The organism is Streptomyces sp. NPDC002671 (assembly GCF_053592475.1).
Map to the genome: position 1 here is coordinate 1 of NZ_JBSFVU010000036.1, position 25,373 is coordinate 25,373.

Sequence of the window (25,373 nt, forward strand, 5' to 3'; positions counted from 1 at the left end):
GATGGTTCTTCTTGGTCGAACAACCCATCTACCAGGGGCTTCACCAGTTCGTCAGCCCAACTGCCAAGCTGACGCAGCAGGTTGGAAAAGCCTCACTGCAATGAACATCGACTCGATCAACACCGACCGCGCACCCGAAAATTGGTTGCCGGCTCCGCCTGGCCGCTGCCCGTTCTGTTTGGATCCACACGGCCAGCCCACGGACGAAGACATCTACCCCAAGTGGCTCGTGCGCGAAATGAAGCGACACGGCATTCGAAATACGGATCCACAGCGACGACGTATCCACTGGCCCACGACACCGGTATGTCAGCACTGCAACAACACGTGGATGTCAGCATTGGAAAACGACATCAAAGAAATCCTCACCCCCATGTTCTTCCAGGTGAGGTCGCTGGACGAGCATGCCCAAAGCCGACTCGCTCTGTGGGCTGCCAAGATGGCCGTCCTCATGGACGCGGTGGGCGGCAACGTCGTCCCGCACGGAGCAGGCCAGGGCCTGGAGATCTATCGCCGCCCCCATCACGGCATGCGAGTTTGGATCGCCGCTTACCACGACCTGAACCCGTTGGCTCTGGTGTCGCGCCCGATCTACATGCCTCCTGGGAAGGATCAGAAACAGGAGTTGCTCGGCTTGTGCGTCACGTTCTCAGTCGTCAAGGTCGCATTCCAAGTCCTCATCCCCTTCTTCGACGGGGACCTCGCCCCACTCGAAGACTTTCGCAGTTCCGTCCTGCAGATATGGCCCTCGACCAGTCCCCTTCTGGACTGGCCGCCTCCGTTCCGATTCGACCACTCGTCTATCCAAGCGCTCGCAGCGCGAATCAACGACAACCGCGAGGACATAACGATGGAGGTGAACCTCAGCGCGGCGGTGCGGACGAGGCAAGCACCTTCGGAAGATCGCGTGTGAAGACCCTCGTCCAGATCCTCGAACGGCATGCAAGTCGAGGGACACCCGAGTCTGGTAAGGCGTCACCCCGCTGGGAGCCAGCCCCCCGAGCCCCTTCGAGACCAGTCGCGACCATCTCACCCCAAGGCCCTGACCAGGCAAAACAGCAGACTGCCCGGCGGCGATCTCGACCGAACATCATTCGGGACGAAGAGGCCGTGGGTTCAAATCCCGCCACCCCGACAGCCGTAACACCAGGTCAGGCCCGGTGCTGAGAGATCAGCACCGGGCCTGACCTGCTGCATGCCTCCGCTGTGGGAGCAACCTCCAACTCGCTCACCCAGGTGCCGAGATCCGCAAGCTCTCCCCCGCCGAGCGCCGCTTCACCGGCCCGCAGCAGCTGACCGGCGCAGCCGCTTCCGGTTGCGGCCGACGTACGGTTGAACTACCGAGGGCATCACGCACTCCGGCCGCCACGCCGGGTCGTCCTCGGCGAGAGACGAATCCGGGCCGCCTAGTGGTCGGCGCGGAGACGGGTCGGCATCATGTCCGCCGCAGTCGAAGCAACTCCGCGCGAGCTCATCATGGCTGGGGCCGCGCTGAGCACCCGCGCGGGTCCGCGCCCCCACCAAGGGGAGGCGTGATGACCCTTTCCCGGCTGGACATTCATAGGCGGAACCGTGGGGAGCGGACGTTCGTCACGCTTGCCGGTGACATCGGGCCGGCCACGACGCCGCTGCTGCGGGCCGCGTTGGAGCAGTGTCTGCTGGACGGTGTCGCCGTGATCGACATCGACCTGACCACGGTCGGCTCCTGCGACGCGGGGGGCCTGGATGTCCTCCGGTCGGCATCACTGCGCGCCGGCCGGGTCCACGCCTGCCTGAGGCTGCAGCACCCGTGCGCGCAGATCACCCGGCTCCTCGACGTCACCGGATCCACTTCGCTGCTCCATACGGCCCCCGTGAGCCCCGTCGCATCCGGCGACCTCCTGAGTACCGCGACGCGGACGCCCGGGGACCCCGCTCGTCGGGGGCCGGTCCTCAAGGATGGGATCCGGCTTCGCCGGCTGACCCGCTGGCAGGCCGAAGACATGCGCGAGGACATCGCGGACCTGGCTGCGGCGTCCGTCGCCGGCACCCCAGGTGAGGCGTACCACGACCGTGGAGACTTCCTGCACCGCCTGGCGGTCACCGCCCACCGCCCCGGCTTCGCCCTGCTGGTCGCGGAGACGACGGTGCTGGTCGGTTGCGCCTTCGGTTTTCCGGTGGGTCCTGACGGTTCGGGCCGCCGGGGGTTCGACGGAACGCTCCAGGGGATCATCCATCGGCTCACCTCCCGCGCACGGTTCGTCGTCCTCACCCAGGTGGTGGCCCATCCGCACGCTCAGCACCGCGATATCGGCCGCCGCCTGCAACAGCGTCTGCTCACAGACCTGCACTCCTGCCTCGGGATCACCCTGCTGCATCCTGCCGACCAGGCAGGACAAGCCGCCTTCTCGTCCTGGGGCTGGCAGAACATGGGTGAGGTCGTCGGGCTGCCCGGCCCCGTCGCCCCTTGCGTGTTGACCCTGTCTGTCGAAGGGCTGCCCTTGGCATGCCGATGATTCGGCAGAGGGGCGATGAGCCAGCGGTCGTACCGGCCCGGGCGGGGGCGGGCACACCCCCTTCGTCCGCCGTACCGACGTGTCTCCACGCGCTGGCTGTCTGCCTCTCCGCCATGGCTGCGCACCAGGCCGCCCTCCACGGCCGGGAGTAGCCTGACAGGTACCGAGAGCTTTCGGGCGCACGACCACGGCGGCGCCGTTCCCGGCGAGTGACAGACTCGGGCGGCCGGAAGTCGCCCGGAACGGGATCGCACGATGAACGCCATCGCAGAGCCCGCCGAAGGCACGGCACCGGGTGAAGGCCGCTCCTACCGGATGCCCTTGCCCCGGCTGCGCCTCACGCCGGGCGTCAGCCATGGCCCGCTGGACGGCGCGTGGTGGCCGCGCTGCGACGCGCTGGAACTGGAGCTGCCCGCGCTGGTCGGCTCCTTGGATCCGAGCATCGGCACCGTCACCCACGTCACCGTGGGGACCGCCGCCTGGCCCGGTGCCCCGCACGAGGTGATGGCGCCCGGCCATGTGATCGAGGTGGTCCTGACCGATCTTGCCGCCGAGGCGCATGCCATCACCGTGGACTGCGGCACCGTGGGACGCTGGGAACTGCTGGTGATCCCCCCGGACGAGCCGGCCGGAGCCGCCAGCCGGCTGCTGATCGCCGCCGCCGACCCCGGGAACCCACTGTCGGCTCCGCGCCTGCTGGCACTCACCGAGAGCGGCCTCGACGGACAGGACACATGGGAGTCGGAAGGAGGGTCCGGACTCAGGTGAGAGGCCCGATCCGGAGGGGGCCTGGGTGACGGGGCCAGTCCCGGAGCGTCTACGACCCCTCGACGGAGCGATGAGACTGGCAGACCCTCCGCCGTCCCCGCCCGCCGCTCCGATCGGCTCGGATCATGGCGGGTGAGGGGATGACGGCCGGACAGCGCGCGGACCGCTCCGAGAGCTTCGGGGAAGCTCTGCTGGGAGAGGTCCTCGATCGCGCGCATGAACTGCCGCCCCATCTCATCGGGCCATTGGTCGCTGACGTGGTGGAGCGGCTCGGGGGCCGCCGGCCGCAGGTGCTGCTGCAGGACTACGGCCAACTGCTGCTCGTACCGCTGCCCGGCGACGGCCTCACGGACGGCGAACCGCAGGTGATCGACGGCTCCGAGGCGGGCCGCTGCTTTCTCGACGCTCAGCCCGTCGAGCTGCCCGAGGACGACGGCGTGCGAATCCTCCTGCCGTTGCTGGACGGCGGCGATCAGGTCGGGGTCATGGCAGTGACGTTGGACAGCGTCGATGAACACGACCGCCGCCTACTGCGCAGGGTCGCCGGCCTGGTGGCCGACCTGCTGGTGACCAAGCACAGCTACTCCGACCTTTTCTTCGGTGTCCGACGCGGTGAACCGATGAGCGTCGCCGCCGAGATCCAGTGGGCCCTGCTCCCACCGCTGGCGATGATCATGCCTCGGGTCGCCGTGGCCGGGATCCTGGAACCCGCCTATGACGTGGCGGGTGACAGCTTCGACTATTCCCTCAACGAAGACGTCCTCCACGTGGCCATGATCGACGCGATGGGACACGGCCTGGACGCGGCCACGATGGCGACCGTGGCCATCGGCGCCTACCGCCACGCCCGCCGCGCCGGCACCGGACTGCCGGAGATCTACGCCTTCATGGACCGCGCAGTGGCGGACCAGTTCGGCCCCGAGCACTTCGTCACCGCGCAGATGCTGCAGCTGGACACCACGACGGGGCATCTTCAGTGGGTCAACGCCGGGCACCCGTCACCGATGCTCGTCCGCGATCACCGCGTCACACTCCGGCTGACCGGTCCGACGACCCTCCCTGTCGGCCTCGGCGGTCCGGAGCCGCAGACGAGCGAGATGAAGCTGGAGCCGGGGGACCGCCTCCTCTGCTTCACCGACGGACTGATCGAGGAGCACTATGCCGGGGAGGAGGAGTTCGGGGAGGACCAGATGATCGACTGGGTGAACCAGTTGGAGAGAACCGGCCGCGGAATCCGGGCGATGGCGCGCTCCCTGTCCCACACGCTCATGCAGGCGCGGGGCGGACACACCACGGATGACGCGACGCTGCTCCTGGTGGAGTGGCGCGGCTGACCTCACTCCGGCGGTACCTCGGCGCTTCCGGTGTCGATGAGGATCTGATTCGCCTGGGTGACGTTGTCGGCCCGGACGGCCTGGGCCATCGCGGCGCGGGCGGCCTCGGGCGCTGTGTCCGGCGGAACCACCAGCAGCGAGAAGATGTCCTGGTCGCCTCGGGTGATCAGTACGGTGTCGTCGCCCAGCGGAAAGGAATCGATGTGCACCACCCGCTCGTCGACGACGATCCGCGTCGGGAGCCCTTCCCAGGCCGTGGTGTCCAGCCCGACGCGCGTGAGGGGGCCGAGGTGGCCGGTGAGGGCACTGAGCAGCGCGGGCAGCTCGGCGGCGATGTCGCGCGACCGCGGCCACCACGCACCGTCGAGGACACCTTCGCGCGACTCCGTGGTCTCCAGCCGGAGCAACGCACACCCCGGCTGCACGGCCTCGTGAACACCGCTGGGCAGATGCCAGGAAACAGGCCGTGCATCGGAGCCGGTCATGAGGATCACCCGTCTTCGGTAATCGGGGCGATCACGGGACTCGCCTCGCCTTTTACACGCTACTCCTCGTGCCACGGGCGCCGATTTTCCGGATTCGCCCCGTCCCGGGCAAGCCAGCCGACCAGAACGGATTCGGCACACATGAGGCCGGAAAACCCTTCCAGGGAAATCCTCAAGCGGGTGTCGCAGGTTCGAATCCTGCTGAGGTGCGATGCAAGACGCCAAGACGCCTCTCCTCCCACCTGCCGCACCACCCTCCGGAAGGCCCCCCGTCGCACCGTCGGTTGGGTTGGATCAGCAAGTCCACGCTCTCCCACAGATCGGGGCATCGCTCACCCAGATTCCGAACACTGCGGCGTGCCGCTCAACGACCGTGGTTCAGCTGCGACCTGCCGATGTGCCGATGCCGCCCGCGGTTCCGGACTCGTTGCCTGTCGGTGAAGTGCCTGCTCGCGTGCACGCTCCGGGACCTCGGAACGGCGTAGAGTGAAAGGAGCGGGAGCACTTCGCACATCGGCCGCCATGCCGGTGTCGTTCCCGGCGAGCAGCAACACCGGCCTCCGGGAGGAGGCTCGGGGACAGGTCCGCGTCATGACCGCGACCATCGAACCTACGATCATCAAAGAGCGCCTGCCTTCGGCGTCGGCCCGGCTGTCCCTGACCCCGACCGGCTCAGTCCCAGGTCTTCTGGACGGCGCCTGGTGGCCCCGCTCCCGTGATCTCCTCCGGGAGATCCCCACTCTGACGGACGCGCTGGACGCGTGCTGGGGCCGGATCACCCACGTCACCGTGAACCCGGCCCACTGGCCCGTCATCCCGCACAAGGTCCCCGTCACGGGGCACACGGTGCATGTCGGCTGGTTCGCCGACGAGCAGGACCCGAACAAGGTGATGCTCCTTTCCTACACCGTGGGCCGCCTGGACCTGCTGGTGATCCCTCCGGAGACGGAGTCGGCCGCCGCCGCCCGGCTGATGGCAGAGGCAACCGTTCCGGAAGGTATCCGCACCGCCAGCGGTCTGATGGCCGACGAGGCCATCAGCCACGATGCGACAGAGGCTCGGACCCGGGAAGAGGAATGGGAGACCGACGGCGGAGCCGCTTCGGCGGCCGGAGCCGCGATCGGGATCTCGACTTCCGCCCCGAGGAGGTGAGACGTGGAGACCGCCGTCACCGCCGCCGTGATCATCTTCGTGATCGTCGCGGGAATGTTCCTGATCCACCGGCTCAACGCGCAGCATGACGACAGGATCGGGGCGTTCCACTACAGCGACGTCCTACCGGGAATCGGCCGGCGGACCCGTAAGAGCCCGCGTGCCACCGTGCCGAAGGATCCTCCTGCCGACGCCACACGCCGTGAGCATCGAGAGGGGAGCCGCCGATGACGCCGACCTGCTTCCGGCCAGGGTCGGGTGTGGGGCCACGGCCGTCACCCACCTGCACGTCGCCCCGGACGCACGTCGCCGTCGGAGAGCAAGGGGTCACCATGAAGTCACCGGAACTGCCGTCGGCCGGGCACGCGAAGGTTCGTATCGTCGCCGCGGACCCGGAGACGGCTCGCCATGTCGCGGAGACTCTCCGCCGTTGTTTCGCCGCCACCGAAGCGCGCAGCTACCCCGCGGGCACCGACGGCGGAACACGCCTCCACCTCACCGTGGACACCACGCGCATGGCGGAGCCGGTGCGCTCCTGGCTGATGACCAGCCAGTCCTCCCGGGACGATCACACGCAGCCGGACGAAATCTGAGGAGGATGCCCCTCAGCGGGGAAGGAGGACACCGCCCCAGACGTACGGGTTTCCGTCAGTGCCGGCACGAGAGGCAGGCGATCATGGCGACACTGCACGAGCGGCAGCACTACCGCGAGGCGATCATGAAGACCCTGTACGAGGCCATCGAAGGCAATCGCCTCCTCGGCCTCACCGGGGCGCAGCTGCGCGAGGATCCCGCCCTGCCCGAGGAGGACCTGGCCGCCGCCTGCACGTACTTGGCGGCCGAGGGACTGATCCAGGTCGACTGGGCGCGAGGAAACACACCCGCGATGGTCACACTGACGCACAAGGGGATCCAGTTCATGGAGACCGAGGAGGAGGACAGTGGCTGACACGGCGCGCACCGTCCGCAGGAGGGAAGGGACCCGGCAGACCACCTGTGCCTCGGAATGAGGTGAGCGAAGGTGGCGGATACCGGACTGCCGAACCGGAGCTGACCGTTCGAATCCTCCGGTCAGCCAGAACCCGTTTCTCGTGAACAGAACCAGATGCGGGTGACCACCTGCTGGGCACGGGGTCAGCTCGGTCGAGGTGAGGTGCTTCTGTCCGAGGAACCTGAGCTGGGCATGGCGGGTGCGGTCATGTCGAGCAGGAGCAGGGCGTCGTGGTCGGGAGTTCCGGGTTCGGCGGTGTAGACGCCGATGCGCTGGCCTGGAGTGCCCTCGACGTGCAGGGACTGGGATGTGAGGGTGAGCATGCCGACCTGGGGGTGCTGGAACGTCTTGTGGGCGGGCTTGCGTCCGGTGACTTCGTAGCGTTCCCAGAGCCCTGCGAAGTCGGGGCTTTTGAGGAGGAGTTCGCCGACGAGGTTGGTGAGGTCGGGGGCGTCGGGGGCTGTTCCGGCAATGGCGCGCAGGCGGGCGACGCAGGCGGTGATCTGCCGGTCCCAGTCGGTGAAGAGGTCGCGGGCTGCGGGGTGGAGGAAGAGGTAGCGGGCGAGGTTGCGCTGTTTGACGGGCCAGTCGTCGAGGCCCGCGTACAGGGCGAGGCCGCCGGGGTTCCAGGCCAGCATGTCCATACTGCGGCTGATGACGTAGGCCGGGTTGGGGCGCAGTGATTCCAGCAGCAGCTTGAGGTGGGGGCGGACCGTACGGCTGGGGGCGGGCGGGGGTTCGGGGGCGTAGCGGGCGGCGCGGGCGGCGAGCTCGCGCAGGTGCTGGTGTTCCTGGTCGTCCATGTGCAGGGCGCGGGCGAGCGCGTCGAGGACGGCGGGGCTGGGGCGGGTCTCCTTGCCGCGTTCCAGGCGTACGTAGTAGTCGATGCTGATGCCGGCGAGGGTGGCCAGCTCCTCGCGGCGCAGCCCGGGGGTGCGTCGGATGCCGGCGCCGACGGTGAGGCCAACGTGTTCGGGGCTGGTCTGGGTACGGCGGGCGCGCAGGTAGCGGCCCAGCTCGGCTCCCTCGCTGTTCGCACTCTCGGATGCCATGACTCCAGTCTCGCCCGCTGGGCACCCGCTGCGCGGGTCAGTGAGGGGCCCTGCCATTACCCCTGAAGAGCCCGCCCTGCCACCCGCGCGCAATCCGGGCCAAGGTGAATGAGCAGGACACCGGCACCCGGCCGCCGCCCGAACCGCAGCAGGCACGACCTGCCGGGCCGGGCGAGAGTGCGGGGCCGGGCAACGACACGAACCGGAGAGAGCGAGATGCGGTACATCAAGCTGCGGGACCTGGAGGTTTCCCGGATCGGCCTGGGCGCGATGGGGATGTCCCATGGCTACACCGGTTCCGGCACCAATGAGGCTGAGTCGATCAGGACCGTGCACCGGGCGCTGGAGCTGGGCGTCACGCTCATCGACACCGCCGAGATCTACGGCCCCTACACCAATGAGGAACTGCTGGGCCGGGCGCTGAAGGGGCGCCGGGGCCAGGTGGTGCTGGCCACGAAGTTCGGCCTGGTCTCCCACGGCGGCGACGGCGTCTGGAACCTGGACTCCGGCCCGGCCAACATCTGCGCCGCCGTCGAGGGCTCCCTGAAGCGATTGGGCACCGATCACATTGACCTGTACTACCAGCACCGGGTGGACCCGAACACGCCGATCGAGGAGACCGCGGGCGCTGAAGCCGAGCTGATCGCCGAGGGCAAGGTGCGCGCCTTCGGTCTCTCGGAGGCCGGACCGGACACGATCCGCCGCGCTCATGCCGTCCAGCCGGTCACCGCGGTGCAGTCGGAGTACTCCCTGTGGACGCGCGGCATCGAGGAGCGCGTCCTGCCCGTCCTGCGGGAGCTGAACATCGGCCTGGTGCCGTTCTCCCCACTGGGCCGCGGTTTCCTGACGGGCACCGTCCGCTCCACCGACCAGTTCGACGCATCCGACTTCCGACGCGACAACCCGCGCTTCACCGGCGAGAACTTCCAACGCAACCTCGCGGTCGCCGACGAGGTGCAGACCCTGGCCGCCGACGTCGGCGCCACGCCCGCGCAGGTGGCGCTGGCCTGGCTGCTCGCCCAGGGCGACGACATCGCCCCGATCCCCGGCACCAAGCGGGTCAGCCGCGTCGAGGAGAACACCGCCGCCGGCGCCGTCACGCTGACCGACGAGCAGATCGACAAGCTCAGCAGCCTGCCGCCCGCCGCCGGCGACACCCACACCGAAGCCCAAGCGCAGATGCTCGAACGCTGATCTCGTCCCCGGCGCGACAGCCCCCCCGTTTGGAGTAACCCCCTCTCATGCATGCAGCAGTGATGTACGGAGCCAGAGACGTCCGCGTCGAGGACCGGCCCGACCCGAAGATCGTCAAGCCGACCGACGCCGTGGTGCGCACGGTGGCCGCATGCGTGTGCGGCAGCGACCTGTGGCCCTACCAGTCGATGCCCGCCACCGACACCGGCCGCCCCATGGGGCATGAGTTCCTCGGCGTCGTCGAAGAGACCGGCGCGGACGTGACCGGCCTGACGACGGGCGACCTGGTCATCGCCCCGTTCACCTACAGCGACAACACCTGCGACTACTGCGCCAAGGGCCTGCACATCTCGTGCCGCAACGGTGGCCGGTACGGCTTCGACGGCGTCGACGGCGGGCAGGGCGAAGCCGTCCGAGTTCCGCATGCGGACGGCACCCTGGTGAAGCTGCCGGTGGCCGCCGACTCCGCGCTGCTGCCATCCTTGCTGGCACTGTCGGACGTGATGACCACCGGCCACCACGGTGCGGTCACCGCCGGCGTCGGACGCGGGGACGCGGTACTGGTCGTCGGGGACGGCGCGGTCGGCCTGTGCGCGGTGATCGCCGCCGAGCGGCTGGGCGCCGAGCGGATCGTGCTCGCGGGCCGCCACGAGGCGCGCACCGGCCTGGGCCGCGAGTTCGGCGCCACCGACGTCGTCGCCGAGCGCGGCGAGGAGGGCATCGCCCGCATCCGCGAGCTGACCGGCGGCGTGCACAAGGTGATCGAGGCCGTCGGCACCCGCCAGGCCCTGGACACCGCCCTGGGCGCGGTCCTGGACGGCGGCACCATCAGCCGCCTGGGCGTCCCGCAGTACGAGCAGGGGCCGATCGGCCCGGCCGAGTTCATGCGGAACATCACCCTGACCGGCGGGGCCAGCCCGGCCCGCGCCTACATCGAGCAACTGCTGCCCGACGTCCTCGACGGCACCATCACTCCCGGCCGCGTCTTCGACCGTACTTTCGCCCTCGACCGGACCCCGGACGCCTACCGGACCATGGCCGACCGCCAGGTCCTCAAGGCCCTCATCCGCCCCTGAAACTTCCCCTCCCACCGCACCGCGAAGGACTTCCCGCTCATGCAGTACATGACCTTGAACAACGGTGTCGAGATGCCGCTCCTCGGCTTCGGCGTCTACCAGATCCCCGCCGAGGACACCGAGCGCGCCGTCTCCGAGGCGCTGGCCGCCGGCTACCGCCTGCTGGACACCGCCGCCGCCTACGGCAACGAAGAGGCCGTAGGCCGCGCCATCAAGGCCGGCGGCATCGCCCGCGAGGACCTGTTCGTCACCACCAAGCTGTGGGTGCAGGACGCCCCTGCCGAGGACAACACCCGCCGTGCCTTCGAGACGTCCCTGAACAAGCTGGGCCTGGACCACCTCGACCTGTACCTGATGCACCAGCCCTACGGCGACGTCTACGGCCAGTGGCGCGCCATGGAGGCTCTCAACCGCGAGGGCCGGGCCAAGGCGATCGGCGTGGCCAACTTCTACCCCGACCGGCTGCTCGACCTGATCGTCAACAACGAGATCACCCCGGCGGTCAACCAGATCGAGACCCACCCGTTCTTCCAGCGCACCGACTACCAGGCCCTGATGCGCGAGCACGGGGTGCAGATCCAGTCCTGGGGCGGCTTCGCCGAGGGCAAGAACGACCTGTTCACCAACCCGCTGCTGGCCGAGATCGGCAAGGAGTACGGCAAGTCGGTCGCCCAGGTCGTGCTGCGCTGGCTCACCCAGCGCGGCGTCATCGCCATCCCCAAGTCCGTGCGGCCCGAGCGCATGGCGGAGAACATCGACGCCTTCGACTTCGAGCTCACCGACGACCAGATGGCGCAGATCGCCACCTTGGACACTGGCAGCTCGCTGTTCTTCGACCACCACGACCCCGAGATCGTCACCTGGCTCGCGGGGCGCCGCCTCGACGCCTGAACCGGACAGACCCCGAACAGAGCCAGCCCGCACAGGGCAGCAGAACTGGGAGCCATCTGGGAGCCAACCCGCTCCCCAAGCCCCTTCGAGACCATCCGAGACCACCGCACCCCAACGCCCTGACCAGGCAAGACAGCAAACCGCCCGGTGGCGATCATGACCGAACCTCATTCGGGACGAAGAGGTCGTGGGTTCAAATCCCGCCACCCCGACAGTGCAGTACAGATCAGGGGCCTGATCCGCTCAGCGGATCAGGCCCCTGATGCGTTCCCGAAGATCGTTTGGGAGAAATCTGGGAGAGGATCTTGGTCGGAGGTCTCCCAGGTGACTGCGTCTCTGGCAGCTGATCCGTGGCGCAGCCAGCCCGCAAGGCCTGTGCGTTCGCCAACGGCCTCGGACTGACCGGCGATTCACGGCGCGGCATGCAGCGCGTCGCTCCGCCGACGGTCGGCTCGCTTCCGCCGCTCGATGCGGCTTGGCGCACCTGAGCCGACTGTCCGGAAACTTCCCGATGGCGGTCGAAGCCGCAGGGACGCCGGGCTGGGAGGGACGGCACCATCGCGTGCTGGGAGACGTGTGGTGGGTGCAGGGCGACATGGAGCGGGCGGTAGCCGCCTTACCTGGCAACCCGGAGCGAAGCTGAGGAGCACGGTGTGGTCGGCGAGACCGCCATGGTCCAGGCACATCTCGCCTTCGCCGTTTCCTTCTCCGACCCGCTTCGGGCCGATGACGAACTCGACCGGGCAGACGGGCTGCTGTCGCGCCTCAGCCTGCGTTCCAGCGAGATGACCGCTCGCATCGCCGTGCTCGTACGCGACGCCGGGATCGCCGCAGACGTGCCCGACCGGGCGGCCGTACTACTCGCCGAAATCGGTGTCTCCGGCATTTCCTACGCAGCGGCGAAACTGCAGCCGGCCCTGTGCTTCCACCACGCCGTTCTCGACGCCCAGGACGACCTCGCCACCGTGATCACCCGCCTGCGCGAACTCACGCAGAGCGGCGCCTACGCCTACTACGTCGACATCGCGCACTTCATGGCCGACCTTCCGCTCCCCGAGTAAACGGCTGATACCGCAGGGGGACGCCGATTCGACAGCTGGAAGCTCCGTCTCGAGGGACCTTAGGGCCACGGCTCATGGCCGGTCATTACTCAGGGTGTCCCCTGCGACCACGCCCATGCCCTCACCCTTTCCACATATGCGCAGATCGCTGTGCGACGAGGCACGACTACGATCGCCGGTCATGGACTGGCTGGAGCGCACCGCGAGGCTGAGGCAGTGGACCAGAAGCGGGACCCGCGCTCCGCACAAGCCACTGCTGTTGCTGTACGCCCTCGGCCGGTTCCAGCAGGATGCCGTCGGCGAACTGCGGTACAGCGCGGTGGAGGAGGATCTGCAGCGTCTGCTGACCGAGTACGGTCCGCCCAACAGGACGACGCCCGCCTACCCGTTCCACCATCTGGTGAGCGACGGCGTGTGGGAAGTGCGCACCGACCGAGGACCGGGCAGTCCCGGCAGTAGCGTGCGGGAGCTGCGGGCCGTCGGTACCGCCGGGCGGCTGGCGCCGGAGCCGCGGGCTGCGCTGCGGCGAGAGCCGTCGCTGCTCGGCCGGATGGCACGGGTCCTGCTCGACCTGCACTTCCCGCCTTCGCTCCACGGCGACCTGTGCGAAGCCGTCGGCCTGGAACTGGAACCGACGGAGACCGGACAGCTCCCGGCCGTGCGGAGGCGGCGGGATCCGCGGATGCGGGAGCTGGTCCTGACGGCCTACGAGTACCGGTGCGCCTTCTGCGGCTACGACGGCCGGATCGGCGCCGTGCCGGTCGGACTGGAGGCCGCGCACGTACCGGGTGCCCACTCCGTCGCGGCGATCCACCGCTCCTGGCACACCAGCCAGGTCTTCCACGGCAGCCCACGCCCCGCCACGGCCGCCTGATCGCCGAGCGTCGATCACGTGACCCACTGGTAAGGAGTGGGATACCAGGAGTATGGTCACTTGTATGGCGACAAAGAAGGTAACCGTGACGATTCCCGAGGATCTCCTGGACGAGATCCGCGCGGACGCGGCAGAGCGGGGCCTGTCGGCGTACGTCGCCGAGGCGCTGCGCTTCAAGCGTGACCGGGACCGGCTCCGGGAACTGGTCGACTGGCTGCAGGAAGAACACGGCCCCGTCACTGACGACGAGCATGCGGCAGCGCTCAACGAGCTGGAGGAACTCGACGCCGAACACGAACGACGTCGAACCACCGGGAAGCACAACGCCGGAGAGGCTGCGTGAAGAAGCGAGCCGGTGAGCGCGGACAAAGGCCGCTCCGTGTCTTCGTCCTGGATTGTGAAGCCCTCTCCCTAGCAGTGCGCGGCGACCGGAAGATGATCGCCTGGCTCGACCTCGCGGCCCAGGGTGAGGCCGAGGTCGTGACGTCCCCGATGACCTTGGTCGAGGCGTACGACGGCAGGACGACCGAACAGCGCTGGGACTGGGTACTGTCCCGGCTCCAGGTCGTCGATATCGGGAAGGACGAGGCCCGCCAGGCACGGCGGCTCCTGGCTGACGCCAAGTTGCACGGCCACAAGTACGCGATCGACGCAGTGCTCGCCGTCATTGCGCGACAGCAGAAGGGACAGGTCACCGTCTTCACCTCGGACGTCGACGACCTGGAGAAGCTGCTCCCGGACACGATCGTCGTCAAGAAGGTGTGACTCGACCCTCGCCCCTCCAGCGCCCACTCCGTCGCAGGTCAGAACGGTCCCGTCCCGCCCGAACCCCCAGACGAACCTGTAGAAAACGTGTTGGGGTCAGCCCCAGCCGATGAGTTCCAGCCGGTGCAACCGGCGCACACTGGCCCATCGGCGGCTCGAACCGCTCCAACGCCGCCGACAGCAGGATGGGGAGGCGCGGACAGAATCCTCACCTCCAGTGGTCCAACCGCTTGCCGAGTAGCGGGGCGGCCTCACAGTCGCCCCGCTCGCGACGGCAACCCTGGCACCACTGCCACGTGGGACACCCGGGCTGTCGTACGTGCGCAGGAGCGGGCCGGCACGGGGGGGACCAGCCCGCTCCTGCGGTCGGCGCCCGCGTACCTCCCCATGAGAGCGGGCGCCTCGATAACCCACATGATCGGGTCACTCCGTCCAGCGCACCCGGACCCTGCAGCATCACCGGCGGCGGTAGAAGTTCACTGACCCAACGCTCTTGTGAAGAACGGACCTTGAGACCGTCACGGCTCAGCCGCGGACCATGCACGGCATCCTTTGGCACCGTCGCGGGGCCGGTACGCTGGAGCCGCTGCGGCACCCTCCACCTTGATCTCAGCCTTCGCGGCGAGTCATGGCCTGCGGCGATCGAGACGTCTTTGGGCATGAGGATGAGGCACAGGTGCTGATAGCGGGCCGGTACCGGCTGCGGGACGCGATCGGGCGAGGCGCGATGGGGGAGGTCTGGCGGGCCTTCGACGAGACGCTCGGCAGACCTGTGGCCGTGAAACTCCTGCTTGCCCAGAACTCCGACGCCACCGCGCTCTCCCGATTCCGCCTGGAGGCGCAGACCGCGGGCAGCCTCAGCCACCCGCACGTCGTCAGCGTCCTCGACTTCGGCGAGTACCAGGACCGCCTCTTCCTGGTGATGGAGCTGGTTGATGGCGACAGCCTCGCCCGGGTGCTCACCGGCTCCGGTCCGCTGCCCGCCGAGCATGTGGCCCGTATCGCCGCCGAGGCTGCCGCCGGACTCGCCGCCGCCCACCGGCAGGGCATCGTCCACCGGGACATCAAGCCCGCCAACCTTCTGCTGGACGCCGACAGCACTGTGAAGATAGGCGACTTCGGGATCGCCCGCTTCCTCGATGATCCCGGCGCGGCGCTCACCGCCACCGGGCAGATCGTCGGCACCAGCCTCTACCTCGCGCCTGAACGGGCCTTGGGCCGCACCGCGGGCCCGGCCTCCGATGTCTACTCGCTGGGCTGCGTGCTCTACCAACTCCTCACCGGCCGGCCGCCGTTCCAGGCGGACACCTCGCTCGCGATCCTCCACCAGCACCTCGACACGTCCCCGGTGCCGCCCCGGCAGCTCAGCGTCGACCTTTCGCCGGCCTTCGAGAGCTATCTGCTCGGCCTCCTGGCCAAGGAACCTGACAACCGGCCCACGGCCCAGGAAGTAGCCGACTGGTTCGGGCGCGGAGCCTGGCGCGGGGCGCCGGAGCCCCTGCCGAGCGAGCACCAGGGCCACAGGCATCCGGGCGGCCCGACTCTCGCCGGTCCGGCGGCGACGGTCTCTGCCACCTCGATGCCGAGTACGTCCGAGCCCGCCTTCGTCGCGGTGGCGGACACCGGGTGGAAGACGAGTGTGCACCGAGCCGCGCCCCGCCGCTCGCGGCTGCCGTTCCTCGGCCGTTCCCGCCTGCCGGCGGTACTGGGTGGCACCGCCCTGTTCACCGTGGCGCTGCTCGTCGGCCTGGCCTGGTTCTCGCCCGGCACCGGCTCGGCGCAGGGGCCGCACGCTGAGCCGTCCACGAGCACCGCGACGTCCCCGTCCTCCACGCAGGACAGCACCGCCTCCTCACCCTCGCCGTCACTTTCCTCATCCCCGGCGCAACCCGCCGGCCAAGAGAACGAGGCGACCAACGGCCGACCAGGCGCCGGGAAGGTTGACAAACACGGAGGCAAGGGCAAGCACTGACCGGAGTTCGGAGCCCTCGCACATGGTCGTGTCCCGCCGCAGACCTGCCACCGCCCGAGTGACAGGGCTCCTTGGGAGCCATCTGGGAGCCAACCCGCTCCCCGAGCCCCTGCGAGACCACCCGAGACCATGACAGCCAGACGCCCTGACCAGGGAAAACGTCATCCACACTGGCAAGATCAGCAACCGAACCTCGTACGGGACGAAGAGGTCGTGGGTTCAAATCCCTCCACCCCGACGTCTCTTGAGAGCCATTCGGAATCCGGTGCGTGCGCTCCATCAGTGATCTGAGCTTGGCTCGGCAGTGCCGTCCGAGGTCGTTTCGGGCTTCGCGAAGAGGACCTCGCGGGCCTGCTCCGCGGCGCGGATCATGCTCTCGCCGACGAAGTCGACGAAGCGGGCGATGTTCTCGAGGCGGACGGCGGCCGGGGTGTCGGGGCCGAGGAGGCTGACGCCCTGCCGTGCGGTCTGGGCGAGTTGGGCGTGGGATCGGGCGCTGGCGATCATCCCCTGGTACCAGACGTCGTTGTCGACGACGTAACGCTCGCGGCGGCCTTCGGCGCGTTCCCGGCGGATGAGGCCCTGGCTTTCGAGGAGCGTGGTCGCTTTGGAGATGGACGCCGGGCTGACCTGAAGGTGCTGGGCGAGTTCGGACGCGGTGTGACTGCCCGTGTCGGAGGTGTAGAGGCAGGTCAGGACCCGGGACATCATCTTGGGCAGGCCCGATTGCATGAGGAGGGTGGTGAACGCCTCCTCGTACTCGCGTACCGCCTCGGGGTCGCGCCCGTGGGCCTGCGGGGGTGTCGTCGATTCCCGGGGTGTGGTCTGCCTGCGGCGGTGGGCGCGGCGTTCGGTGGCGCGGTGGGCCAGGTCGGCGCGGTAGGCGGTGGGGCCGCCGTTGCGCATCACCTCGCGCGTGATGGTCGAGGTGGGGCGGTCGAGGCGTCTGGCGATCTCCGCGTAGGCGAGGCCGTCGGCCAGTCCCAGCGCGATCTGCTGGCGTTCCGGCTGAGTGAGTCTGCCTCCCGGCATCGCGGTCTCCTTCGTGGTCCGTGGTGTCTCCAGCATAGCGTTCACTTCCAATTCATTGCAACGAACAGAGTGGGTTTGTTGCGTTAGATTCAGAACCGTTGCAACGATTTCTCTGCTTCTACCTGCGATGATGTAAATCTTGCGCAACGAGCGTGTTGCCCAATCCATGAACGCAACGTAGCTTTTCCAATGTCAGAAACGACGAGCCGAAGGAGAGCACGATGCAGAAGTTCGACACCACCACCCCGGTGACCACCGTCCTCGACATCCCCGCCGGACGCGTCCAGTTCATCGGCGCCGACCGGTCCGACACCACGGTCGAAGTCCTGCCCGTCAACGCCGCCAAGAGCCGCGACGTGAAGGCGGCGGAGCAGATCGAGGTCACGTACAGCGACGGCGTCCTGCGGATCGTGGCCCCGGAGGCGAAGAACCAGCTCTTCGGCCCCTCCGGATCCGTCGAGGTGACGGTCCAGCTGCCCGCCGGCTCCCGTATCGAGGGCAAGGCCGCCAGTGCCGAGCTCCGCGGCGTCGGCCGCCTCGGCGACGTCGTCTTCGACGGCGCGTACCGCCAGATCAAGATCGACGAGGCCGCGAGCCTCCGCCTCACCGCGATCGACGGCGACGTCGAGGTCGGCCGGCTGGGCGGCCCCGCGGAGATCAGCACCGCAAGGGGCGACATCCGGATCAGCGAGGCCGTGCGCGGCACGGTCGTGCTCCGCACCCAGTCCGGCGACATTTCGGTCGTCGCCGCCGCAGGCGTCTCGGCCGCCCTGGACGCCGGCACCAGCTACGGCCGCATCAGCAACGCCCTCAAGAACGATGGCACCGCCGAACTCGACATCCGCGCCACCACCTCCCAGGGCGACATCACCGCCCGCAGCCTGTAGACACCCGCAGCCACTAAAAAAAGGGGGGCACCTCTCATGACCGACCTGGCCATCGCGGCGAACGGGCTGCGCAAGTCCTACGGCGACAAGACCGTCCTGGACGGCGTCGACCTGGCCGTCGGGGAAGGAACGATCTTCTCCCTGCTCGGCCCGAACGGCGCCGGCAAGACCACCGCCGTCAAGATCCTCTCCACCCTCATCTCCCCCGACCCCGCCAGTGGCCAGATCCGCGTCGGCGGTCACGACCTCGCCACCGACCCGCAGGCCGTGCGCGCCGCGATCGGCGTCACCGGGCAGTTCTCCGCCGTAGACGGCCTGATCACCGGCGAGGAGAACATGCTCCTCATGGCGGACCTGCACCACCTGTCCAAGCGCGAGGGACGACAGGTCACCGCCGGGCTGCTGGAGCGCTTCGACCTCACCGAGGCCGCGAAGAAGCCCGCCTCCACCTACTCCGGCGGCATGAAGCGCCGCCTCGACATCGCCATGACCCTGGTCGGCAACCCGCGGATCATCTTCCTCGACGAGCCGACCACCGGCCTCGACCCGCGCTCCCGGCACAACATGTGGCAGATCATCCGCGAGCTCGTCTCCGACGGCGTCACCGTCTTCCTCACCACCCAGTACCTGGAGGAGGCCGACGAGCTCGCCGACCGCATCGCCGTGCTCCACGACGGCAGGATCGCCGCCCAGGGCACCGCCGAGGAGCTGAAGCGGATCGTCCCCGGCGGACACGTCCGGCTCCGCTTCACCGACCCGGCCGCCTACCGGAGCGCCGCCGCCGCCCTGAGCGAGGCCTCCCGGGACGACGCATCCCTCGCCCTGCAGCTCCCCAGCGACGGCAGCCAGCGCGAGCTGCGCTCCATCCTCGACTGGCTGGACGCGGCCGGCGTCGAGGCCGACGAGCTGACCGTGCACACCCCCGACCTCGACGACGTCTTCTTCGCCCTGACCGGCGGCACCGGCATCCCCAACCAGCCCAAGGAGGCTGTCCGATGAGCTCCCTTTCTCTGGCCGTACGCGACGCCTCCACGATGCTGCGCCGCAACCTCCTGCACGCCCGGCGCTACCCGTCGCTCACGCTGAACCTGCTGCTCACCCCGATCATGCTGTTGCTGCTCTTCGTCTACATCTTCGGCGACACCATGAGCGCGGGCATCGGCGGCGGCGGTCCGGACCGCTCCAGGTACATCGCCTACATCGTCCCGGGGCTCCTGCTGATGACCATCGGCAGCACCACGATCGGGACCGCGGTCTCCGTCTCCAACGACATGACCGAGGGCATCATCGCCCGCTTCCGCACGATGGCGATCCACCGCGGCTCCGTGCTCATCGGACACGTCATCGGCAGCGTGCTGCAGTCGATCGCCAGCGTGGTCCTCGTCGGCGCCGTCGCCGTGGCCATCGGCTTCCGTTCCACCGATGCCGGTGTCCTGGAGTGGCTCGCGGCGTTCGGACTGCTCGTGCTCTTCGCCACGGCGCTCACCTGGATCGCGGTCGGCATGGGCCTGGTCAGCCCGAACGCCGAGGCCGCCAGCAACAACGCCATGCCCTTGATCCTGCTGCCGCTCCTGTCCAGCGCCTTCGTCCCCCTCCACTCGATGCCGGGCTGGTTCCAGCCGGTCGCCGAGTACCAGCCGTTCACGCCGGCCATCGAGACCCTGCGCGGCCTGCTGCTCGGCACCGAGATCGGCAACAACGGCTGGCTCGCCGTCGCCTGGTGCCTGGGCCTCGCGGTACTCGGCTACTTCTGGTCGGCCTCGAAGTTCAACGCCGACCCGAAGTAACCGCCATGACAACGCGGGGCCACCTCCCGCAACTCGTCCCACCCGAGGGCGGCGTACACCGACAACCCGTCGGCGTACGCCGCCCGTTCGTGTGTGCTCAGGGCTGACGTCCCTGCTCCTCGCGCCAGTTGCGCTGGTCGCTGGCGATTTCCTGGAGGGTGGTCTTGAAGGCGGCGTACCGCTCGGCGCCGAGGGTCTGGTGGTGGCGCTGCTCCATGGCCGAGAGGATGTTGCGGGCCTTGTCGATCTCGTCGAGGCCGTGTGCGGTGGGGACGACGAGTTTGGCGCGGCGGTCGGTGGGATCGGGTTCGCGGGTGACGTAGCCGAGGGCGACCAGTTCGTCGACGATCGTGCCGACGATCTGCTTGTGCTGCCCGGAGCGGACCGCCAGGTCGGTGGGCCGCATCCCCTCGGGCGGCAGGAAGGCGAGCACCGAGCCGTGCCGCGGGCTCACATCGGGGTGTCCCTGCTCATTGAGGGTTCCGAAGAGCTCGTCCTGGATGGCGCGCATCAGCTGCCCGGTGAGCATGCCCAGGTCGTCCGTGTTCTCTGGGGTTTCCATGGTCGCCTTCACCTTCACCGCGTATGTAGTCAGGATCTTTGACTATACGTAGGGTCAGCGGGCCGCTGGGTCGTACGGGAGCAGGACGACGTCGAGGATGATGTCGATGGCGTCGGCGATGCCGGGGATGGAGAGGCCGGGCAGGAGCTGGGGCCGGATGCCGTAGTCGGCCAGCGAGATCCGGGCGGTGGCGGAGAAGGCGAGGTGCTCCGCGTCGGAGAGCGGGTCCGGGGCGGCTCCCTGCCAGGACACGTCCAGGGTCACCGGGTGGGTGCTGCCCCGGAGGGTGAGGGCTCCATGCAGACGCCCGGTCCGTTCCGTCTCCTGGTCGAGCCGGTGTGCGGTGAACCGCATCTGCGGGTGGCGCTCGGTGTCCAGGAAGTCGGCGGTGCGCAGGTGCCCGTCGCGCAGGGCGTTGCCGGTGGACAGCGAGGCCGTGGCGATGACGATGTCGGCGCCGATGTCGTCCAGGGGCAGGGTGAGCGTGCCGCTGACCTCGTCGAAGCGGCCACGGACGCGCCCGGCCGCCCGGTTCACGGCGGCGAAGTGCACGCCGGTGTGGAACGGGTCGATGTGCCACACGCCGGTGCGGGCCAGAAGCTCGGCCGGGGAGAGGGACGTGGTCACTGGTGGCTCGCCTTCTGTACGTCGGTACGGTGCTGGAGGAGGTCGCGGACCGCGGGGGCGACCTCGTGGGCGAAGCGGTGGAGCTGTTCGGGGGTGGCCTGTTCGGGCCAGTAGAGGAAGGTCGTGAACGGCTGCTCGGTGGCGAGCCGGGCGATCAGCCGGGCCCACTGCTCCGGGGTGCCGCGCACGGGCGCCGCTCCGGTACGGGCGTCGGCCTCGCCGGGGTGGTCGGTGATGGTGCCGACGAGCTGGGCCATGCGCATGATCCGGCCGGGGTCGCGGCCGGCGTCACGGGCCGCGGCGTCGATGATCCGGTTGGCCTCGTCCCACTTCTCGTACGGGAGATAGCTGGGGATGGGAGCCGCCCAGCCGTCGGCGATCCGGCCGGTCTGCCGGAGCGCCCGTGGGCCCTGGGCGCCGAGCCAGATGCCGATCGGATGCGCGGGGGCAGGGCCGGCCTGCACGCCGTCGATGCGGTAGTGCTCGCCGTCGAAACGGACCGCGTGGTTCGGGCGCCACAGCTCGCGCAGCAGGTGAACGGCCTCTTCCAGCGCTTCGATCGCCTCACCCGGAGTGCGCCGGGCGACGCCCATCGAAGCGATGCCGTCCCAGTAGCCGCCGGCGCCGAGCGCGAGCTCGAACCGCCCGCCGGACAGCAGATCCAGCGTCGAGGCCGCCTTGGCCAGCATCGCCGGCGGACGCAGCGGCAGGCTCGCCACGTCCGGGAAGAACCTCAACCGCTCGGTGCGGGCCATCAGTTGGCCGATGAGAGCGAACGTGTCGACCAGGGCGGGCACGTAGGGATGGTCCTGCACGCCGACCAGGTCCAGGCCTCCGGCCTCGGCCACGTCGACCAGTTCGCGGTGCAGCCCCAAGTCGGTGGTCGGCACCAGCGAGAACCCGAACTCCAGCTGGGACATCACGCGTTCCTCCGCTCCGTCGAGAGCCAGCCGCGCAGCGCCCTGCTCAGGGCCGGCATCGTCACGTAGGTCATGGCGGCGCTGAAGGTCACCGCGATCACCGCGTCCCGTACCGCCATGGGCAGCCCGCCCAGCTCGGGCAGCAGCACCGACTCGGCCGCCAGCGAGATCGGATAGACCGCTCCGGTGGCCAGCACGGTCATCTTCCAGCGCGGGACTTTCGTCTCCGGCATCAGAACCCCCCGGGTTTTCGGAGACGTTCGACTGTTACGACTGCTTGCCGTAGAACTCGCGGAGCTGGCCGTTGAGGACCCCGAAGTCCATGTCCAGCGCGGCGTAGACCTCGGCGGCCTTGGGGTGGGCGTTGTCGGCGAGCATCTCGACCGCCACCGACGAGTAGTCCGTGACGATCACGCCGGCCTGCTGCATGCGCAGGATGCCGGTCGTCCGCTTGGTCTCGTTGAAGGTGCCCGACGCGTCGATGACGCCGTAGACGTCGTAGCCGTCCGCCGTCGCCGACAGCGCGGGCAGCGCGAGGCACACCTCGATGGAGATCCCCGCGACGATCAGCTTCCTGCGGCCCGTCGCCGCGACCGCCTCCCGTACGCGCGCATCGTTCCAGGCGTTGACCGTGCTGCGGTCGATGACCTCCAGACCCTCCGGCAGGGCCTCGGCGAGCTCCGGGGCGAGCGGGCCCCACAGCGAATCGGCGGCGGTGGTGGTCGCCACGATCGGAACGCCCAGCGCCTTGGCGGCCTTGGTCAGTCCGACCACGTTGTGCTTCAACTCGCCAACGCTGTAGTCGCGTACGGCGGCGAACAGCCCGATCTGGTGGTCCACCAGCAGCAGCGCCGCGTTGTCCGCGGTCAGCTGCTCGGTGAACCGGCCGGCGCGCTCGACTGCGGTGATCTGATTCATGATCTTTCCTCCCCTGGTCACTGCCGGTCCCCTCCGAACCGGCAGTAGTCACGATACTTGACAGTCACGATTCTTGACAAGTTTTTCTGCGCAGAAAGTCCGCAGGGCCCTTACCAACTCGGTAAGGGCCCTGCGGAGTTGCTGCGTGCGTGACCTACCGGCTTGCGGTGGGCTACTCGTTGACCAGTACGGGGATGGAGACGGCCGCGGCGGCGGGGGTGCCGGTGAGGTGCTTCGCGGGGACGGTGAAGTCGATGCCGTCGCCCGCGGCGCGCGGGCCCTTGTGCTGTTCGTTGCCCTGCGCGTCCTCGCCTTCCTCCTGGTACTGGAAGGTGCCGGTGCCCAGCAGGCGGCCGTGGGAGTCGTAGTAGGCGGCGCGGAGTTCCAGCGCGAGGACGTCGCTGACGTCGGAGGTGATGACCAGGTGCCCGGTGACCGCGGGCTTGTCCGTGAGCGTCAGGCTCTTGAGGCGCAGCCGGTCGGTGAACGGGCCGTCCTCGATGCGGACTTCGCCCTTGCGTGGGGCCGGGGAGAGCGTGGGCGCCGGGGCCGGCTCGGTGCGCGGGGCGGGCAGGGCGACTCCGGCGGCGGAGGCGCGCGGCTTCGGGTCGCCCGGGTGGTCCGAGTGGCCGCTGCAGCCGGCGAGCGCCACCAGGGCGGGGACGAGGAGGCCGAGCGCGGCGGCCTTGGTGCGGGTGAGCGGGCTCATCGGGCTTACTCCCGGGGCGTCGTCGGCGTCCGGAACGGTCCGTGCGGTCCGTGACGTCGGTCCATGCGGTACGTCGGTACGGGCGCGGGGCCGGGCGTGGGACGTGTGCCCGGCCCCGCGAGTGGCGTCAGCTGGTGCGCGGAGCCATGCCGAACAGAGAGCGGAACATCTTGCCGTACAGCTCGGTGTTGTTCTGGCTGGTGGCGAAGCGCTTGCCGCCGGGGCCGTACGCGTAGATCGGCACGTCGGCGCCGGTGTGGTTGCCGGAGAGGTAGGACAGCCACAGGCTGGCCTCGGGGCTGCCGTCCTTGACGTCCGCCGGGTCGTCGGGCGTACGGAACGTGGCGGGGCCGAAGTTCTTCGGGTCGCCCGCGCCGGCGCCGTTGACGATGCCCGAGGAGCGGGCCGGGTCCTTGACGTTGGCCGCGGCCGAACGCGACGGGGCGGAGTTGTTGGCCGGGTTGCCCGCGTCCATGTTGGCCGGCGGGGCCGCCGCCTCGGCGTTGGTGAAGGAGCCCTTCTCGATGATGTTGAAGCCGGCGCACTCGTGGTCCGCCGTCACGACGACCAGGGTGTGGCCGTCCTTCTTGGCGAAGTCGACCGCGGCCTTCACGGCGTCGTCGAACGCCTTGACCTCGGCGAGGGTCTGCGCGGCGTCGTTGGCGTGCGAGCGCTTGTCGATCTGGGCGCCCTCGACCTGGAGCAGGAAGCCCTTCTTGGAACGGCCGTTGAGCAGGGAGATCGACTTCTGGGTCATCTCCGCCAGGGTCGGCTCCTGCTGCTGCGGGGCGTCCGCGGGCAGCTGGGCCTTGGCCTGCTCGACGGTCAGGTTGCCGCGGTTGAACAGGCCGACGACCTTGCCGCTCTTGACGTTCGCCAGGTCCGCCTTGGTGGCGACCTTCTGGCTGGCGGCGGTCTGCGCGGGCAGCGACGGGTCACCGAAGCTGCCGAGCACCTGGTAGCCCTGCGACTGCAGCGCCTTCTGGTCGTCCGGCTCGAAACGGGCCAGGCCGCCGCCGAGGATCACGTCGGCGGTGCCGTTGCGGGCGATCTGCTCGGCGATCGGCGTGATCAGGGTCTGGTCGGCGGGCTTGTCCTCGAGGCTGCCGTCGGCCTTCTTGGGCAGGCAGGAGGCGTCCGAGTAGACCGGGCCCTGGCAGCCGCGCAGCAGCGCGTGGCTGAACTGGGCGGCCGGGGTCGCGTCGGTGATCTCGGCGGTGGAGACGTTGCCGGTGGCGAAGCCCGCGGTGTGGGCCTGCTCCATCAGCGTCGTCACCTTCTTCTCGTTGGTGTCGACACCGATGGCGGCGTTGTACGTCTTCACACCGGACGACCAGGCGGTAGCCGAGCTGGCGGAGTCGGTCACCAGCGACGGCTGGTTGGTGCCCTTCTCCACGGCGTACGTGGCGACGGCGCCGTAGTTCGGCAGCTGCTCCATGTTCAGCTTGCCGTTCGCGCCGTAGTAGCGCTCCCGGGCGGCGGTGACATGGGTGCGGCCCATGCCGTCGCCGAGCAGGTAGATGACGTTGTGGATCTCGTGGTCCTGACCCCCCTGCTGAGGCGTCGAGTTGGCCGCCACGGCCGTACCGGCGGCGAGCGCGCCGGTCGTGGCGAGGACCGTCAGGAGCCTGACGGATCTGCGCATGCGGATGCTCCTAGGAGGCTGGGCGCCACGACCCGACCCCCCTGTTGCGTGCCGGTCGCGAGCGCGCCCGGACTGGCCGGGCGGAGCGAAGGTAAGAGCAGGGTATGAACACGCCGCGATCTCAACATGTCGCCCAGGGGAACACGTTGACGGTCGGCGGCGATCAGCAGCTGCCC

General features: G+C 69.2%; 29 protein-coding genes. 19 read left to right on the top strand and 10 right to left on the bottom strand.

Annotated features, from left to right (window positions below; genetic code table 11):
• The first annotated feature begins 100 nt into the window (after window positions 1–100).
• The 4 genes from ACWD35_RS36885 (at window position 101) to ACWD35_RS36900 (ending at window position 4,597) form a co-directional block, all read left to right on the top strand.
• A complete protein-coding gene (locus tag ACWD35_RS36885; protein ID WP_451355732.1) occupies window positions 101–913 on the top strand; it encodes a hypothetical protein in 813 nt (270 codons plus the stop codon).
• A 622-nt stretch (window positions 914–1,535) separates the two neighbouring features.
• Complete coding sequence (locus ACWD35_RS36890) at window positions 1,536–2,495, top strand: STAS domain-containing protein (protein WP_451355733.1); 960 nt, start codon at window positions 1,536–1,538, stop codon at window positions 2,493–2,495.
• Between the two features lie 255 nt (window positions 2,496–2,750).
• On the top strand, window positions 2,751–3,263 hold the full coding sequence (locus tag ACWD35_RS36895) for a DUF5994 family protein (RefSeq protein WP_451355734.1): 513 nt from the start codon (window positions 2,751–2,753) through the stop codon (window positions 3,261–3,263).
• Window positions 3,264–3,403: 140 nt separating this feature from the next.
• Window positions 3,404–4,597, top strand: a complete 1,194-nt coding sequence (locus ACWD35_RS36900) for a PP2C family protein-serine/threonine phosphatase (RefSeq protein WP_451355791.1) — start codon at window positions 3,404–3,406, stop codon at window positions 4,595–4,597.
• 2 nt (window positions 4,598–4,599) lie between these two features.
• Here ACWD35_RS36900 and ACWD35_RS36905 read toward each other — a convergent pair whose 3' ends face one another.
• A complete protein-coding gene (locus ACWD35_RS36905) occupies window positions 4,600–5,082 on the bottom strand; it encodes a DUF5994 family protein (protein ID WP_451355735.1) in 483 nt (160 codons plus the stop codon).
• 591 nt (window positions 5,083–5,673) lie between these two features.
• On the opposite strand from ACWD35_RS36905, the gene ACWD35_RS36910 reads away from it, so the two are divergent.
• The 4 genes from ACWD35_RS36910 (at window position 5,674) to ACWD35_RS36925 (ending at window position 7,183) form a co-directional block, all read left to right on the top strand.
• A complete protein-coding gene (locus ACWD35_RS36910) occupies window positions 5,674–6,234 on the top strand; it encodes a DUF5994 family protein (protein WP_451355736.1) in 561 nt (186 codons plus the stop codon).
• 3 nt (window positions 6,235–6,237) lie between these two features.
• Entirely contained in the window at window positions 6,238–6,465 is a 228-nt protein-coding gene (locus ACWD35_RS36915) for a hypothetical protein (protein WP_451355737.1), read from the top strand.
• A 101-nt stretch (window positions 6,466–6,566) separates the two neighbouring features.
• Entirely contained in the window at window positions 6,567–6,827 is a 261-nt protein-coding gene (locus tag ACWD35_RS36920; RefSeq protein ID WP_451355738.1) for a hypothetical protein, read from the top strand.
• Between the two features lie 83 nt (window positions 6,828–6,910).
• Entirely contained in the window at window positions 6,911–7,183 is a 273-nt protein-coding gene (locus tag ACWD35_RS36925; protein ID WP_451355739.1) for a hypothetical protein, read from the top strand.
• 185 nt (window positions 7,184–7,368) lie between these two features.
• On the opposite strand, the gene ACWD35_RS36930 is transcribed toward ACWD35_RS36925, so the two are convergent.
• On the bottom strand, window positions 7,369–8,277 hold the full coding sequence (locus ACWD35_RS36930; protein WP_451355740.1) for a helix-turn-helix transcriptional regulator: 909 nt from the start codon (window positions 8,275–8,277) through the stop codon (window positions 7,369–7,371).
• Between the two features lie 216 nt (window positions 8,278–8,493).
• On the opposite strand from ACWD35_RS36930, the gene ACWD35_RS36935 reads away from it, so the two are divergent.
• From ACWD35_RS36935 to ACWD35_RS36970, 8 genes are all read left to right on the top strand, one after another.
• A complete protein-coding gene (locus tag ACWD35_RS36935) occupies window positions 8,494–9,471 on the top strand; it encodes an aldo/keto reductase (RefSeq protein WP_451355741.1) in 978 nt (325 codons plus the stop codon).
• 47 nt (window positions 9,472–9,518) lie between these two features.
• Window positions 9,519–10,547, top strand: a complete 1,029-nt coding sequence (locus ACWD35_RS36940; RefSeq protein WP_451355742.1) for an alcohol dehydrogenase catalytic domain-containing protein — start codon at window positions 9,519–9,521, stop codon at window positions 10,545–10,547.
• A 39-nt stretch (window positions 10,548–10,586) separates the two neighbouring features.
• On the top strand, window positions 10,587–11,438 hold the full coding sequence (locus ACWD35_RS36945; RefSeq protein ID WP_451355743.1) for an aldo/keto reductase: 852 nt from the start codon (window positions 10,587–10,589) through the stop codon (window positions 11,436–11,438).
• 653 nt (window positions 11,439–12,091) lie between these two features.
• A complete protein-coding gene (locus ACWD35_RS36950) occupies window positions 12,092–12,499 on the top strand; it encodes a hypothetical protein (protein ID WP_451355744.1) in 408 nt (135 codons plus the stop codon).
• A 181-nt stretch (window positions 12,500–12,680) separates the two neighbouring features.
• Complete coding sequence (locus tag ACWD35_RS36955) at window positions 12,681–13,373, top strand: phosphorothioated DNA-binding restriction endonuclease (protein ID WP_451355745.1); 693 nt, start codon at window positions 12,681–12,683, stop codon at window positions 13,371–13,373.
• 64 nt (window positions 13,374–13,437) lie between these two features.
• The gene (locus tag ACWD35_RS36960) at window positions 13,438–13,716 is read left to right on the top strand and encodes a CopG family transcriptional regulator (RefSeq protein WP_451355746.1); all 279 of its coding nucleotides are present in this window, start codon (window positions 13,438–13,440) and stop codon (window positions 13,714–13,716) included.
• A complete protein-coding gene (locus tag ACWD35_RS36965; RefSeq protein WP_451355747.1) occupies window positions 13,713–14,138 on the top strand; it encodes a PIN domain-containing protein in 426 nt (141 codons plus the stop codon). Before ACWD35_RS36960 ends, ACWD35_RS36965 begins: the two co-directional genes overlap by 4 nt.
• Window positions 14,139–14,814: 676 nt before the next feature.
• Window positions 14,815–16,110 (top strand): serine/threonine-protein kinase, encoded by a 1,296-nt coding sequence (locus ACWD35_RS36970; RefSeq protein WP_451355748.1) that lies wholly within the window; start codon window positions 14,815–14,817, stop codon window positions 16,108–16,110.
• 279 nt (window positions 16,111–16,389) lie between these two features.
• On the opposite strand, the gene ACWD35_RS36975 is transcribed toward ACWD35_RS36970, so the two are convergent.
• Window positions 16,390–17,142: a helix-turn-helix domain-containing protein gene (locus ACWD35_RS36975; protein WP_451355749.1), complete on the bottom strand. Its 753-nt coding sequence runs from the start codon at window positions 17,140–17,142 to the stop codon at window positions 16,390–16,392.
• Window positions 17,143–17,363: 221 nt separating this feature from the next.
• Between ACWD35_RS36975 and ACWD35_RS36980 the strand changes: the two genes are divergently transcribed.
• The 3 genes from ACWD35_RS36980 to ACWD35_RS36990 are packed head-to-tail and all read left to right on the top strand — an operon-like array spanning window position 17,364 to window position 19,816.
• Window positions 17,364–18,029 (top strand): DUF4097 family beta strand repeat-containing protein, encoded by a 666-nt coding sequence (locus tag ACWD35_RS36980; RefSeq protein WP_451355750.1) that lies wholly within the window; start codon window positions 17,364–17,366, stop codon window positions 18,027–18,029.
• Between the two features lie 36 nt (window positions 18,030–18,065).
• Window positions 18,066–19,028 (top strand): ATP-binding cassette domain-containing protein, encoded by a 963-nt coding sequence (locus ACWD35_RS36985; RefSeq protein ID WP_451355751.1) that lies wholly within the window; start codon window positions 18,066–18,068, stop codon window positions 19,026–19,028.
• Window positions 19,025–19,816 (top strand): ABC transporter permease, encoded by a 792-nt coding sequence (locus tag ACWD35_RS36990; protein ID WP_451355752.1) that lies wholly within the window; start codon window positions 19,025–19,027, stop codon window positions 19,814–19,816. Before ACWD35_RS36985 ends, ACWD35_RS36990 begins: the two co-directional genes overlap by 4 nt.
• Window positions 19,817–19,913: 97 nt before the next feature.
• Here ACWD35_RS36990 and ACWD35_RS36995 read toward each other — a convergent pair whose 3' ends face one another.
• The 7 genes from ACWD35_RS36995 to ACWD35_RS37025 all read right to left on the bottom strand — a co-directional run bounded on the left by ACWD35_RS36995 (window position 19,914) and on the right by ACWD35_RS37025 (window position 25,197).
• On the bottom strand, window positions 19,914–20,378 hold the full coding sequence (locus ACWD35_RS36995; RefSeq protein ID WP_451355753.1) for a MarR family winged helix-turn-helix transcriptional regulator: 465 nt from the start codon (window positions 20,376–20,378) through the stop codon (window positions 19,914–19,916).
• Window positions 20,379–20,432: 54 nt separating this feature from the next.
• Window positions 20,433–21,005, bottom strand: coding sequence for a YceI family protein (locus ACWD35_RS37000; protein WP_451355754.1), 573 nt, complete (start codon window positions 21,003–21,005; stop codon window positions 20,433–20,435).
• Window positions 21,002–21,925, bottom strand: a complete 924-nt coding sequence (locus ACWD35_RS37005; protein WP_451355755.1) for an LLM class flavin-dependent oxidoreductase — start codon at window positions 21,923–21,925, stop codon at window positions 21,002–21,004. The genes ACWD35_RS37000 and ACWD35_RS37005 overlap by 4 nt, the downstream gene beginning before the upstream one ends.
• Window positions 21,925–22,158 carry a hypothetical protein gene (locus tag ACWD35_RS37010; RefSeq protein ID WP_451355756.1) on the bottom strand — a complete coding sequence of 78 codons (234 nt, stop codon included), beginning with the start codon at window positions 22,156–22,158 and terminating at the stop codon, window positions 21,925–21,927. The genes ACWD35_RS37005 and ACWD35_RS37010 overlap by 1 nt, the downstream gene beginning before the upstream one ends.
• A gap of 34 nt (window positions 22,159–22,192) precedes the next feature.
• Window positions 22,193–22,843: an isochorismatase family protein gene (locus ACWD35_RS37015; RefSeq protein ID WP_451355757.1), complete on the bottom strand. Its 651-nt coding sequence runs from the start codon at window positions 22,841–22,843 to the stop codon at window positions 22,193–22,195.
• Window positions 22,844–23,015: 172 nt separating this feature from the next.
• Entirely contained in the window at window positions 23,016–23,552 is a 537-nt protein-coding gene (locus tag ACWD35_RS37020; RefSeq protein ID WP_451355758.1) for a hypothetical protein, read from the bottom strand.
• 127 nt (window positions 23,553–23,679) lie between these two features.
• Entirely contained in the window at window positions 23,680–25,197 is a 1,518-nt protein-coding gene (locus tag ACWD35_RS37025; protein ID WP_451355759.1) for an alkaline phosphatase, read from the bottom strand.
• Window positions 25,198–25,373: the final 176 nt, after the last annotated feature.